Raw genomic sequence first — 12,422 nt, forward strand, 5'->3', positions numbered from 1 at the left:
GCCTCATGGCGGCGCGGAGCGAAGCGGAGCGCTGGCATGAGTGACAGTCCGCCCACGACCAAGTTGCCGGCGCAGTCGCCGCCGGTGGACCGGGCCGAGACGGAGGTGGCCGGGCGCAAGGCATCGACCGGCCGGATCTCCTGGTGGCACGGCGACGGCGGTGACGGGGCACGGCGCAACCTGGCCCTGATCGGGGTGCTGCTGATCCTGTTCGTGATCGGCGCGGCGACCCGCTCCGACCTGTACTCCAACCCGGACTGGGTCTGGGCGAACATGCTCAGCATCCTCAAGCTGGCCTCGGTGGTCGGGGTGGTCACCGTCGGGATGACCTTCGTCATCATCGGCGGCGGCATCGACCTCTCCGTCGGCGCGATCGTCGCGCTGGCCGGGGTCTGGTGCACCACGGTCGCCACCCAGAACTTCGGCGCCGGCGGCATGATCTTCACTGCGGTCGTCGTGGGGATGGGGGTCGGCCTGGTCAACGGGGTCCTCATCGCGTACGGGCGACTGGTGCCCTTCATCGCCACCCTGGCCATGCTGGTGGCGGCCCGGGGACTGGCCGCCGAGATCTCCGACAAGCAGACCCAGATCTCGCAGAACAGCACCATCAACGGCATCGCCAGCAACAGCCTGCTCGGCATCCCGCTGCTGGTCTACATCCTGGCCGGGGTGGTCATCGCGGGCTGGGTGCTGCTCAACCGCACCACCTTCGGTCGGCGTACGGTCGCCGTGGGCGGCAACCCGGAGGCCGCCCGACTGGCCGGCATCGACGTCAAGCGGCACACCCTGCTGCTGTACGTGCTGTCCGGACTGTGCTGCGGCATCGCCGCCATCATGCTCACCGCCCAGGCCACCTCGGCCCAGGCGGCGATGGCCAACCTCTACGAGCTGGACGCGATCGCCGCCGTGATCATCGGTGGCACGCTGCTCAGCGGCGGGCGGGGCACCATCGTCGGTTCCCTGCTCGGTGTGATCATCTTCGCCACCATCACCAACCTGTTCGCCATCAACGGGCTTTCCACCGAGGCCCAGAACATGGTCAAGGGCGGCATCATCGTGGCCGCCGTCCTGATCCAGCAGATCCAGTTCGGCAGCCTGTCCCAGTTCTTCCGTCGCAACAACCGGCTGACCACCGGCTGATCACCACATACCCCCCAGGCCGCCGGCGCATCGACGGTGGCCGGGCCCCGCACACCCCAAATCCCTCTCCACCACAGATAACCAGGAGGTCGTGATGACCCAGCACAGTCGCCGCCGGCTGCTATTCGGCGGGGCGGCCGTCGGAGCCGGCGTACTGCTGGCCGGCTGCACCAGCAACGAGCAGGCCACCCCGACCGAGGCCCAGACCAAGGCGGCCGAGGGCGGCGGCAACGCCGAGCCCGGCAAGAAGGTGACCATCGGCTTCTCCGCCCCGGCCGCCGACCACGGCTGGATCGCGGCGATCACCAACAACGCCAAGTCGCAGGCGGCGGCGTACTCCGATGTGGAGTTCAAGACGGTCGAGGCGGGCGCGGACGCAGCGGCCCAGCGGGCGGCGCTGGACACGTTGATCTCGCAGAAGCCGGACGTGATCGTGTTGCTGCCGCACGACGGCAAGGAACTCAACTCGTTCGGCCTGGCGGCCATGCAGGCCGGCATTCCCGTGGTCAACCTGGACCGGGCCTTCCCGGACGCCAAGGCGTACCGGTTGCAGATCAAGGGCGACAACTACGGCATGGGCGTCTCCGCCGCCAACTTCATCGTCGAGCAGCTCAAGGCCAAGGGCATCAGCAACCCGGTGATCGCCGAGATCGCCGGCATCGACTCGCTGGAGCTGACCCAGGAGCGCACCCAGGGCTTCAACGACACCCTGGCCCAGCACGGTTTCAAGGTGGCCAACCGCCGGGCGGCCGAGTTCACGGTGGACTCCGGGCAGCGTGAGGCGAGCCAGCTGCTCCAGGCCCTGCCGAAGATCGACGCGATCTGGAACCACGACGACGACCAGGGCATCGGTGTCCTGGCGGCGATCAGCCAGGCCAACCGCACCGAGTTCTTCATGGTCGGCGGCGCCGGCTCGAAGAAGGCGATGGAGGACATCCAGGCCGACAACACCGTGCTCAAGGCCACGGTGACCTACAGCCCGTCGATGGCCTCCTCGGCCATCTCGCTGGCTCGCCTGATCGGCCAGGACCGGGGCATGTCCGACCTGGTGGAGCTCCAGGTGCCCAAGGAGATCATCCTCGCCTCCGAAACGATCACCAAGGAGAACGCGAGCAACTACCTCAAGCTCGGGTTCTGACACGACCGGGGGGAGACCCAACCTTGTCCACGAACGACAAAGAACTGCGGGTCGGCATGGTCGGCTACGCGTTCATGGGCGCCGCCCACTCACAGGCGTGGCGCACCGTGAACCGGGTGTTCGACCTGCCGGCGCGGGCCCGGATGGCGCTCATCTGCGGCCGGGACGCCGGGAAGGTGGCCGAGGCCGCCGACCGGCTCGGCTGGGAGGAGCACACCACGGACTGGCGGGAGCTGGTGGCCCGACCGGACATCGACGTGGTGGACATCTGCACACCGGGTGACAGCCACGCCGAGATCGCCCTGGCCGCGCTGGCCGCCGGCAAGCACGTACTGTGCGAGAAGCCGCTGGCCAACACGGTCGCCGAGGCCCAGGAGATGGCCGCTGCGGCGGCCACCGCCCGGGCCGGCGGGGCACGCTCGATGTGCGGGTTCAACTACCGGCGGGTGCCCGCGGTGGCGCTGATGCGTCAGCTGGTCGCCGAGGGGCGGCTCGGCGAGATCCGGCACGTGCGGGCCAGCTACCTGCAGGACTGGATCGTGGACCCGCAGTTCCCGCTGGTCTGGCGGCTGCGTAAGGAGGTGTCCGGCTCCGGCGCACTGGGTGACATCGGGGCACACATCATCGACCTCACCCAGTACGTCACCGGCCAGCAGATCGCCGGGGTCAGCGCGGTGACGGAGACCTTCGTCAAGGAACGGCCGCTGCCGAGCGAGTCCAGCGGGTTGGCGGCCCAGACCGACGGCGGCAGCGCCGCCACCGGACCGGTCACCGTCGACGACGCGGCGATCTTCGTAGCCCGCCTCGACGGCGGGGCGCTGGCCACCTACGAGGCGACCCGGTTCGCCACCGGACGCAAGAACGCGCTCCGGGTGGAGATCAACGGGTCGCTCGGCACGGTCGCCTTCGACCTGGAACGACTCAACGAGCTGGAGTACTACGACGCGACGCGACCCGCCGCCGAGCAGGGCTTCAGCCGGATCCTGGTGACCGAGGGCGAGCACCCGTACCTGTCGGCCTGGTGGCCGCCGGGGCACATCATCGGGTACGAGCACTCCTTCACCCACCAGATGCGCGACTTCATCGAGGCGGTGGCGACCGGGGCCGACCCCAGTCCGTCCTTCGTCGAGGCGTTGCAGGTGCAACTGGTGCTGGACGCGGTGGTCCGGTCGGCCGAGGCAGGCTCGGCGTGGACCACCGTGGAGCCGACGTTGGCGACGGCCACCGTCTAGAGCCACCTTCGGTACCCGACCGGCGAGGGCCGTCCGCGGTTGCGCCCCGCGGCCGGAACGGGTCGGGTACCGGAGATCGTGCCGACGGGCCACCCGGCCCGGTGGCACGAGCAATGCGGTTCCTCCGGAGCGGCCGGACCGGGATTCCCCGGCCGCACCGGAGGGCCGCCGCCCGACCATCCATCCCCGACGAGCCCCAGGAACCCCCGGGGCTCCCACCCAGGATTTCTCACCTCGTCGTCCGGCTGGTCGCCTTGCCATGGGTACCGGCCGGATGCAGGCAGGCAGCGGCGAGACGCCGACCGCCGCCGCCTGCCAGCCCCGTCCGTCCGTACCGCTCCGCGTCGCCGGACCGGTGGTGACGCCGCCGACGTCGGCGCCGGCCGGTGATACGCACCGGAGCGGACGGCGGACGGGGCGCAACACACGGTGCAACGACCGGGAAGGAGCACCATGCGTACGGGTGTCTGGCTGGTGGGTGCGCGCGGCTCGGTCGCGACCACCAGCATCGTGGGGGCGCTCGCGCTGCGGGCCGGGCTGACCGCCCCGACCGGGTGCGTCACCGAACTGCCTGCGGTGGGCGGCCCCGCCCTGCCGGCCTTCTCCGACCTGGTCTTCGGCGGACACGACGTGGTCGCCACCCCGCTGGCCAAGCGGGCCGAGACCCTGGCCGCGGCCGGGGTGCTGCCCGCCCGCCTGGTCGCCGCCCTGCCGGAGGAACTAGCCGCGGTCGAGCAGGAGTTGCGGCCCGCCCCCACCGAGGGCAGCCAGGCCGACCGGGCCGCCGCGATGGTCCGCGACCTCACCGAGTTCCGCGACCGGCACCGGCTGGCCCGGGTAGTGGTGATCAACGTGGCCGCCACCGAACCGGCCCCCGAGTCGCATCCCGCCCACGCCGACCCGGCCGCCCTCGGGGCCGCCATGACCGGCCCCGAGGAGGTGCTGCCGCCCAGCTCGCTGTACGGGTACGCGGCCGTGAGGGCCGGCTGCCCGTATGTCGACTTCACCCCGTCGACCGGGTTGCGGCTGCCCGGGCTGGGCGCGTTGGCCGAACAGCACCGGGTGCCGTACGCCGGGCATGACGGCAAGACCGGGGAGACCCTGCTCAAGTCCGTACTGGCCCCGATGTTCGCGGTGCGCAACCTGCAGGTGCGCTCCTGGTCCGGGGTCAACCTGCTGGGCGGGGGAGACGGGGCCACCCTGGCCGACCCGGCCGCCAACGCCGCCAAGGTACGCAGCAAGCAGCGGGTGCTCGGCGAGACCCTGGGCTACCTGCCGCAGGGGGAGACCCGCATCGACTACGTCGAGGAGTTGGGCGACTTCAAGACCGCCTGGGATCTGATCACCTTCGCCGGGTTCCTGGGCACCGGCATGCGACTGGAGTTCACCTGGCACGGCTGTGACTCGGCGTTGGCCGCCCCCCTCGTGCTCGACCTGGCCCGGCTCACCGCCGCCGCGCACGCCGCCGGGCGTACCGGGCCCCTGACCGAGTTGGCCTTCTTCTTCAAGGACCCCCTCGGCGAGGGCACCCACTCCCTGGCCGACCAGTGGACCCGGCTGTGCGAGTTCGCCCGAGGACTGCACTCCGGAGGCACCCGATGACCCGCGTGGCTGACCTGCTGGAACTGGTCCGGGCCCCGGCCGCCCTCTCGGTGCCCGGGGACGTGGTCGCCGGTGCCGCCGCGGCCGGTGCACTGGGGCCGCGTACGCCCGCTCTGGCGACCGCCTCGGTGCTGCTCTACTGGGCCGGCATGGCCGCCAACGACTGGGCCGACCGGGGGTTGGACGCGACCGAACGCCCGGAGCGCCCCATCCCCAGCGGACGGGTCAGTCCCGGCCTGGCGGTCGGCCTGGCCGCCGGCCTGACCGCCGCGGGCGTCGGGCTGGCCGCCGCCGCCGGGGGACGCCGCGCCGCCGCGGTCGCCGTGCCCCTGGCCGCCACCATCTGGGGGTACGACCTGCTCGCCAAGAACACCGCCGCCGGTCCCGCCGTGATGGCCGCCTGCCGAGGGCTGGACGTGTTGCTGGGTGCCGCCGGTGGCCGTCCGGTCCGGGCCCTGCCGGCGGCGGTGACCGTGGCCGCACACACCTGGACGGTCACCGCCCTGTCCCGCCGCGAGGTCGACGGCGCTGACCGGGCTCTGCCGCTGCGTACCCTGGCCGGCACCGCCCTGGTCGCGGCGAGCGCCGCGGTACCGCCCGGCCCGCGTTCCGCAGACCCCGCTGCGCGGCGGGCGGACGGCCACTGCGGCGAGCGCTTCGGTGCCGGCCGCCGTGCGGTCGGGGTCGTCGCTGCGGCGCTGCCGGCCGTCCTCGCCGGGTGGTACGCCGCCCGCTACGGTGCCGCGCAGGCCCGGGTGGTCGCCGAACCCACCGCCGGTCGGGTGCGCCGGGCCGTCGGTGCCGGCATCACCAGCCTGCCCGCCTTGCAGGGCGCCCTGACCGCCCGGGCCGGAGCCGGTCTGCTCGGGGCGGCCGTGGCGGCGGCGGCGCCGCTGGGCCGACGGCTGGCCCGGAAGGTCTCCCCGACATGACCGCACCCGCCTCCGGCGCTTCCGACGGCCTGCGCTTCGGGTACGGCACGAACGGCTTCGCCAACCACCGGCTCGACGACGCCCTGGCGGTCATCGCCGACCTGGGTTACGTAGGGGTGGCGCTGACCCTGGACCACGACCACCTCGACCCCTTCGCCCCGGAACTGGCCCGGCGGGTGGATGCCGTCCGACGTCGGCTGTCCGAACTCGGCCTCGCCGTGGTGATCGAGACCGGGGCGCGCTACCTGCTGGACCGGTGGCACAAGCACGCTCCGACCCTGCTGCACGACGACGCCGCGCTGCGGGTGGAGTTCCTGCGCCGGGCGGTGACCATCGGCGCCGACCTGGGAGCCGAGGCGGTCTCCTTCTGGGCCGGGGTACGCCCCGAGGCGGTCCCGCCGACCCTGGCCTGGAACCGGTTGCTGGCCGGCTGCACCAGGGTGGTCGAGGCGGCCGACCGGGCCGGGGTGACGCTGGGGTTCGAGCCCGAGCCGGGCATGCTGGTCGAGGACATCGCCGACTGGCGTCGGCTGTACGCGGATCTGGGCGCACCGGCCTGCCTGGGCATCACCCTGGACATCGGACACTGTCGCTGCCTGGAGTCGCTGCCCGTGCCCGACTGCGTCCGCGAGGTCGGTACGCACCTGGTCAACGTGCAGATCGACGACATGCGCCGGGGGGTGCACGAGCACCTGGAGTTCGGCCAGGGCGAGATCGACTTCCCGCCGGTGCTGGCCGCCCTGCGCGAGGTCGACTACCGGGGCCTGGTCGCGGTCGAGCTGCCCCGCCACTCCCACGCCGCACCGGCGGTGGCCGCCCGATCCCTGGACCACCTCCGCCGCGCCACGGCCGCATCGACGGCTGGCGCAGCGGAGCGGGCCGACCCGCCGGAGGACCTTCCTACGCGGCGCGCGGGGATGACACGGACCTGCGGTGACGAGGGTGCAGCGACAGGCGACAACCACAGCCGGAACACGAGCCAGGCCTGACGACGGATGGCACGGAGAAAGGGGTGAGGACGGCGATGAGATCGGACGACCTGCGGGCGGCCCTGCGGGGCCTACCTGATCCGGACTGGCTGACGGCGGCCCTGCACGGTGTCGCGGCACAGCCCTCGGCGATCACGAGGTTCTTCCCGGCGGTCGGTCGGCGTTGCGGCCGGGCCGAGCTGCCCGACCTGCCCGGCTGGACCGCCGACGAGGCCGCTCGGGCCCTGCTGCTGGCCCACCTGCCGGCCGAGCACGCCACCCACGCCGAGGCGCTCTACTGCACCGGGGACGCCGCCGAGAAAAGGGCCGTGCTCAAGGCACTGCCACTGCTGCCGATCGGTACGGCCGGGATACCCCTGCTGCACGACGCCCTGCGTACCAACGACACCCGGCTGATCGCCGCCGCCCTGGGCCCGTACGCGACGCATCTGGACCCGCCGACCTGGCGGCAGGCGGTGCTCAAGTGCGTCTTCACCGGGGTACCCCTGGCCGTGGTGGCCGACCTCGACACCCGCGCCGACGGGGAACTGGCGGTGATGCTGGCCGGGCTGGCCGCCGAACGGCAGGCCGCCGGGCGCAGCATGCCCGAGGACGCCACGGCGCTGCTGGACCGGCTGACCGCCGCCAGTCGACCGCACCACAGGGAGGCGTGATGCGCATCTTCGACCCGCACATCCACATGACGTCCCGCACCACGGACGACTACGAGCGGATGGCCGCCGCCGGGGTACGGGCACTGGTGGAGCCGGCCTTCTGGCTGGGCCAGCCCCGCACCAATGTCGGGTCCTTCACGGACTACTTCGACTCCCTGGTCGGCTGGGAGCCCTTCCGGGCCGGACAGTTCGGGATACGTCACCACGCCACGGTCGCGCTCAACCCCAAGGAGGCCAACGACCCGCGCTGCCGGCCGGTGCTGGACGTGCTGCCCCGCTACCTGGAGAAGGACGGGGTGGTAGCGGTCGGTGAGATCGGGTACGACTCGATGACCCCGGAGGAGGACGCGGCCTTCGCCGCCCAACTGGCCCTGGCCGTGGCGCATGACCTGCCGGCCCTGGTGCACACCCCGCACCGGGACAAGGCCCGGGGGGTGGATCGCACCTTGGCCGTGGTCGCCGAGTCCGGCATCGACCCGGGTCGGGTGGTGGTCGACCACCTCAACGAGGTGACCGTGAAGCAGGTCCGGGACACCGGCTGCTGGCTGGGCTTCTCCATCTATCCGGACACCAAGATGTCCCCGCCCCGGATGGTGGAACTGCTCAAGGCGTACGGCACCGAGCGGATGCTGGTCAACTCCGCTGCCGACTGGGGCCGCTCGGATCCCCTGCTGACCCGGGCCACCGGGGACGCGATGCTGGCCGCCGGGTTCACCGACGACGACGTGGACCGGGTGCTCTGGCGTAACCCGGTCGAGTTCTACGGGCAGTCGGGTCGGCTGGACCTGCGCGACGAGGATGACGCGGAGCAGACCTTCGCCGGCAACTCGATCATGCGCGGCGGCAGCTGATGCGACTACGACATGCCGGCGGGCGCACCGTCCACCTGGGCTACTGCACCAATGTGCATCCCGCCGAGGAGTTCGCCGGCATCCTCGCCCAACTGGACCGCTACGCGGTGCCGGTCCGCACGGCACTCGGCGCCGACCTGCTCGGCCTGGGCCTGTGGCTGGCCGCCCCGGTCGCCGCCGAACTGGCCGCCGACCCGCAGGCCCGTCGCCGGTTGCGCACCGAGTTGACCGTACGCGGGCTGGAAGTGGTCACCCTCAACGGTTTCCCGTACGCGGCCTTCCAGGCACCCGTGGTCAAGGGGGCGGTCTACCAGCCGGACTGGACCACCCGGCAGCGGCTGGAGTACACCCTTAACCTGGCCCGGGTGCTGGCCGACCTGCTGCCCGAGGACGCCGACCGAGGCTCGATCTCCACCCTGCCGTTGGCCTGGCGTACCCCCTGGGACGGTGACCGGGCCGAGCAGGCCCGGCGGCGCCTGGACCAGCTCGCCGCCGGGCTGGCCGCCGTCGAACGGGACACCGGCCGCACCATCCGGGTGGGGTTCGAGCCGGAGCCCGGCTGCGTGATCGAGAGCAGCGCCCAGGCGGTGACGGCCTTGTCCGGGACGGACCCCGAGCGCCTGGGAGTCTGCCTGGATCTGGCCCATCTAGCCTGTGCCTGGGAGGAGCCGACCGCCGCCCTGGACCGGCTGGCCACCGCCGGGGTGCCGGTGGTGAAGGTGCAGGTGTCGGCCGCCCTGGAGGCGATCGACCCGGCCGCCGACCCGGAGGCGCTGCGCCGCTGGGTAGAGCCGCGGTTCCTGCACCAGACCCGTACCGCCGGCTGCGCCGGGGTCGACGACCCGGCGGATCCCCGGTGGGCCGCCGACGACCTGGACCTGGCCCTCGACGCCGGGCTGCCCGGCCCGTGGCGGGTGCACTACCACGTACCGTTGCACGCCCCACCCGAACCACCGCTGAACGCGACCCTGCCGGTGCTGCGCGCCGCGCTGGCCGCACTCTTCACCGCAGCCGAGGCCGGCTGCGACCACCTGGACGTCGAGACGTACACCTGGGGGGTGCTGCCGGCCGCGCGGCGCCCGGACACCGACGCGGAGTTGGCCGCCGGGATCGCCGCCGAGCTGGCCTTCGCCCGCGACGAACTGGTCGCCCTCGGGCTGACCCCGACCGAAACGGTATCGGCATGAGTCGCAAACTTCTGGTGCTGGACGTGGTGGGGCTGACCCCGCGTCTGCTGGCCCACATGCCCCGGCTGCGCGCGGTGGCCGACACCGGGTTCCGCGCCGAGCTGGGTACGGTGCTGCCGGCGGTGACCTGCTCGGTGCAGTCGACCTTCCTCACCGGTGCCCTGCCCACCGAACACGGCATCGTCGGCAACGGCTGGTACTTCCGCGACCTCGGTGAGGTGCTGCTCTGGCGGCAGCACAACGCCCTGGTCGGCGGGGACAAGATCTGGCAGGCCGCCCGGCGGGTACGCGGCGACTACACCGTGGCCAACGTCTGCTGGTGGTACGCGATGGGCGCGGACGTCGACTGGACGGTCACCCCGCGACCGATCTACTACGCGGACGGTCGCAAGGAGCCGGACTGCTACACCGACCCGCCGCAGCTGCACGACGAGCTGACCGCCCGGCTGGGCACCTTCCCGCTGTTCACCTACTGGGGGCCCGGGGCGGGTCTGCCCTCGTCCAGTTGGATCTGCCGGGCCGCCGAGCAGATCCTCACCGAAAAGTCGCCCGACCTGACCCTGGTCTACGTGCCGCACCTGGACTACGACCTGCAACGCTTCGGCCCGTCGGCGCCCCAGGCCGCCGCCGCGGCGACCGAACTGGACGGGGTGCTGGCCCCCCTGCTGGACGCCGCCCAGGCCCGGGACACCACCGTGGTGGTGCTCTCCGAGTACGGCATCACCGAGGTCTCCCGCCCGGTGGACGTCAACCGGCTGCTGCGCGCCGAAGGGCTGCTGCGGGTGCACACCCAGGCCGGCATGGAGTACCTGGACCCCTGGACCTCCCGGGCCTTCGCGGTAGCCGACCATCAGGTGGCCCACGTCTACGTACGCGACCCGGCGGACCTGGCGGCGGTGGCGAAGCTCTGCGCCGGGCTGCCCGGGGTGGCCGAGGTGCTCGACGCCGAGGGCAAGGCGGCGCACGGGCTGGACCATCCCCGCGCCGGTGAGCTGGTGCTGGTGGCCGAGCCGGACGCCTGGTTCACCTACTACTACTGGCTGGAGGACAAGCTTGCCCCGGACTTCGCCCGGCTGGTCGAGATCCACCGCAAACCCGGGTACGACCCGGCGGAACTGTTCTTCGACCCGGCCGCTCCCGCAGCGGCCAAGCGGCGGGCGGCCGCCGCGTTGGCCCGCAAGAAGCTGGGCCTGCGGTACCTGATGAGTGTGGTCGGGCTGGACGCCGGGGCCCGGGCGGTACGCGGCTCGCACGGGCGGTTGCCGGCCGACCCGGCCGACGGCCCGGTGCTGCTCTGCTCCGACCCTGCCCTGGCCCGGGAGCGCATCGCCGCCACCGAGGTGAAGGGGCTGCTGCTGGAGCTCGCCGGGTTGGGGTAAGTGCCCTCCCGTAGCGATGTAAGGAAGGGCCCCTTGTTAACGCCTGGCGTGGTACAGGGGCCCCCTCTTAACACGGGCGAACGACAGGGCCTTTTGTGGCGCGGGTGACGGGCCTAGAGTGAAGACGGCGACCGCGAGGTGGCCGGTGAGTCGACGGGAGGCGCAACCCGTCGGCCCCAGGCTGACCACGCCCACCGGCACCCCCTCCAGGCCGCCGTCTCCGGCATCCCTCGCCCCGGTCACGCAGGTACGGAATCCCCCTCACCACGACAGGGGAAAAGGACTGATGGCGCGACCGATCACGCTGTTCACCGGCCAGTGGGCCGACCTTCCGTTCGACGAGGTGTGCCGGCTCGCCGCCGAGTGGGGCTACGACGGTCTGGAGCTGGCCTGCTGGGGCGACCACTTCGAGGTCGACAAGGCCCTCGCGGACGACTCGTACATCGAGCGCAAGCGGGAGACCCTGGCCAAGCACAACCTCCAGGTCTTCACGATCTCCAACCACCTGGTCGGCCAGGCGGTCTGCGATCATCCGATCGACGAGCGGCACCAGGGCATCCTGCCCGCCCGGATCTGGGGCGACGGTGAGCCCGAAGGGGTACGCCAGCGGGCCGCCGCGGAGATCAAGGACACCGCCCGGGCGGCGGCCAAGCTCGGCGTCAACACGGTCGTCGGCTTCACCGGCTCGTCGATCTGGCACACCCTGGCGATGTTCCCCCCGGTGCCGCCCGCGATGATCGAACGCGGCTACCAGGACTTCGCCGACCGGTGGAACCCGATCCTCGACGTCTTCGACGAGGTGGGGGTGCGGTTCGCCCACGAGGTGCACCCCAGCGAGATCGCCTACGACTACTACACCACCAAGCGGACCCTGGAGGCGATCGACCACCGGCCCGCCTTCGGCCTGAACTGGGACCCCTCGCACTTCGTCTGGCAGGAGCTGGACCCGGTCAACTTCATCTTCGACTTCGCCGACCGGATCTACCACGTCGACTGCAAGGACGCCAAGGTGCGTACCGGCGACGGGCGGCGGGGCCGGCTGGCCTCCCACCTGCCCTGGGCGGACCTGCGGCGCGGCTGGGACTTCGTCTCCACCGGCCACGGTGACGTGCCGTGGGAGGACTGCTTCCGGGCCCTCAACGCGATCGGCTACGACGGCCCGATCTCGATCGAGTGGGAGGACGCCGGCATGGACCGCCTGGCCGGTGCCCCCGAGGCCCTTCAGTTCGTCCGCCGGCTAGCTTTCGACGCCCCCGCCGCCGCCTTCGACGCGGCGTTCAGCAGCAAGGACTGAGCAGATCCCTGAGGGGCCCGGCGAC

Annotated in this window: 11 protein-coding genes; all 11 read left to right on the plus strand. The window is 72.3% G+C overall.

The features are described 5' to 3' along the window. Positions 1-36 precede the first annotated feature (36 nt). The 11 genes from ACGFIK_RS26615 to ACGFIK_RS26665 all read left to right on the plus strand — a co-directional run bounded on the left by ACGFIK_RS26615 (position 37) and on the right by ACGFIK_RS26665 (position 12,397). Positions 37-1,140 (plus strand): ABC transporter permease, encoded by a 1,104-nt coding sequence (locus ACGFIK_RS26615; RefSeq protein ID WP_327024566.1) that lies wholly within the window; start codon positions 37-39, stop codon positions 1,138-1,140. A 94-nt stretch (positions 1,141-1,234) separates the two neighbouring features. Continuing rightward, positions 1,235-2,278, plus strand: a complete 1,044-nt coding sequence (locus tag ACGFIK_RS26620; protein WP_327024567.1) for a substrate-binding domain-containing protein — start codon at positions 1,235-1,237, stop codon at positions 2,276-2,278. 56 nt (positions 2,279-2,334) lie between these two features. Next, entirely contained in the window at positions 2,335-3,510 is a 1,176-nt protein-coding gene (locus ACGFIK_RS26625; RefSeq protein WP_393341993.1) for a Gfo/Idh/MocA family protein, read from the plus strand. A gap of 453 nt (positions 3,511-3,963) precedes the next feature. Then, positions 3,964-5,112 (plus strand): inositol-3-phosphate synthase, encoded by a 1,149-nt coding sequence (locus ACGFIK_RS26630; RefSeq protein WP_327024569.1) that lies wholly within the window; start codon positions 3,964-3,966, stop codon positions 5,110-5,112. Continuing rightward, on the plus strand, positions 5,109-6,044 hold the full coding sequence (locus ACGFIK_RS26635) for an SCO3242 family prenyltransferase (RefSeq protein ID WP_327024570.1): 936 nt from the start codon (positions 5,109-5,111) through the stop codon (positions 6,042-6,044). The genes ACGFIK_RS26630 and ACGFIK_RS26635 overlap by 4 nt, the downstream gene beginning before the upstream one ends. Next, positions 6,041-7,033 (plus strand): sugar phosphate isomerase/epimerase family protein, encoded by a 993-nt coding sequence (locus tag ACGFIK_RS26640; RefSeq protein WP_327024571.1) that lies wholly within the window; start codon positions 6,041-6,043, stop codon positions 7,031-7,033. The genes ACGFIK_RS26635 and ACGFIK_RS26640 overlap by 4 nt, the downstream gene beginning before the upstream one ends. Positions 7,034-7,068: 35 nt before the next feature. Next, a complete protein-coding gene (locus ACGFIK_RS26645; protein WP_327024572.1) occupies positions 7,069-7,686 on the plus strand; it encodes an EboA domain-containing protein in 618 nt (205 codons plus the stop codon). Further along, a complete protein-coding gene (locus tag ACGFIK_RS26650; protein WP_327024573.1) occupies positions 7,686-8,537 on the plus strand; it encodes a TatD family hydrolase in 852 nt (283 codons plus the stop codon). The genes ACGFIK_RS26645 and ACGFIK_RS26650 overlap by 1 nt, the downstream gene beginning before the upstream one ends. Next, positions 8,537-9,724 (plus strand): metabolite traffic protein EboE, encoded by a 1,188-nt coding sequence (gene eboE, locus ACGFIK_RS26655; protein ID WP_327024574.1) that lies wholly within the window; start codon positions 8,537-8,539, stop codon positions 9,722-9,724. The genes ACGFIK_RS26650 and eboE overlap by 1 nt, the downstream gene beginning before the upstream one ends. After that, the gene (locus tag ACGFIK_RS26660; RefSeq protein ID WP_327024575.1) at positions 9,721-11,103 is read left to right on the plus strand and encodes an alkaline phosphatase family protein; all 1,383 of its coding nucleotides are present in this window, start codon (positions 9,721-9,723) and stop codon (positions 11,101-11,103) included. Before eboE ends, ACGFIK_RS26660 begins: the two co-directional genes overlap by 4 nt. A 286-nt stretch (positions 11,104-11,389) precedes the next feature. Further along, positions 11,390-12,397, plus strand: coding sequence for a sugar phosphate isomerase/epimerase family protein (locus ACGFIK_RS26665; protein ID WP_327024576.1), 1,008 nt, complete (start codon positions 11,390-11,392; stop codon positions 12,395-12,397). Positions 12,398-12,422 lie beyond the last annotated feature (25 nt).

Source organism: Micromonospora sp. NPDC048871 (genome assembly GCF_043198155.1).
Taxonomy (GTDB): domain Bacteria; phylum Actinomycetota; class Actinomycetes; order Mycobacteriales; family Micromonosporaceae; genus Micromonospora.

Coding starts and splice junctions, on each gene's coding strand:
- ACGFIK_RS26640 (WP_327024571.1), top strand. CDS start 6,041: ATGACCGCACCCGCCTCCGGCGCTTCCGACGGCCTGCGCTTCGGGTAC.
- eboE (WP_327024574.1), top strand. CDS start 8,537: ATGCGACTACGACATGCCGGCGGGCGCACCGTCCACCTGGGCTACTGC.
- ACGFIK_RS26615 (WP_327024566.1), top strand. CDS start 37: ATGAGTGACAGTCCGCCCACGACCAAGTTGCCGGCGCAGTCGCCGCCG.
- ACGFIK_RS26660 (WP_327024575.1), top strand. CDS start 9,721: ATGAGTCGCAAACTTCTGGTGCTGGACGTGGTGGGGCTGACCCCGCGT.
- ACGFIK_RS26665 (WP_327024576.1), top strand. CDS start 11,390: ATGGCGCGACCGATCACGCTGTTCACCGGCCAGTGGGCCGACCTTCCG.
- ACGFIK_RS26625 (WP_393341993.1), top strand. CDS start 2,335: ATGGTCGGCTACGCGTTCATGGGCGCCGCCCACTCACAGGCGTGGCGC.
- ACGFIK_RS26630 (WP_327024569.1), top strand. CDS start 3,964: ATGCGTACGGGTGTCTGGCTGGTGGGTGCGCGCGGCTCGGTCGCGACC.
- ACGFIK_RS26635 (WP_327024570.1), top strand. CDS start 5,109: ATGACCCGCGTGGCTGACCTGCTGGAACTGGTCCGGGCCCCGGCCGCC.
- ACGFIK_RS26620 (WP_327024567.1), top strand. CDS start 1,235: ATGACCCAGCACAGTCGCCGCCGGCTGCTATTCGGCGGGGCGGCCGTC.
- ACGFIK_RS26650 (WP_327024573.1), top strand. CDS start 7,686: ATGCGCATCTTCGACCCGCACATCCACATGACGTCCCGCACCACGGAC.
- ACGFIK_RS26645 (WP_327024572.1), top strand. CDS start 7,069: ATGAGATCGGACGACCTGCGGGCGGCCCTGCGGGGCCTACCTGATCCG.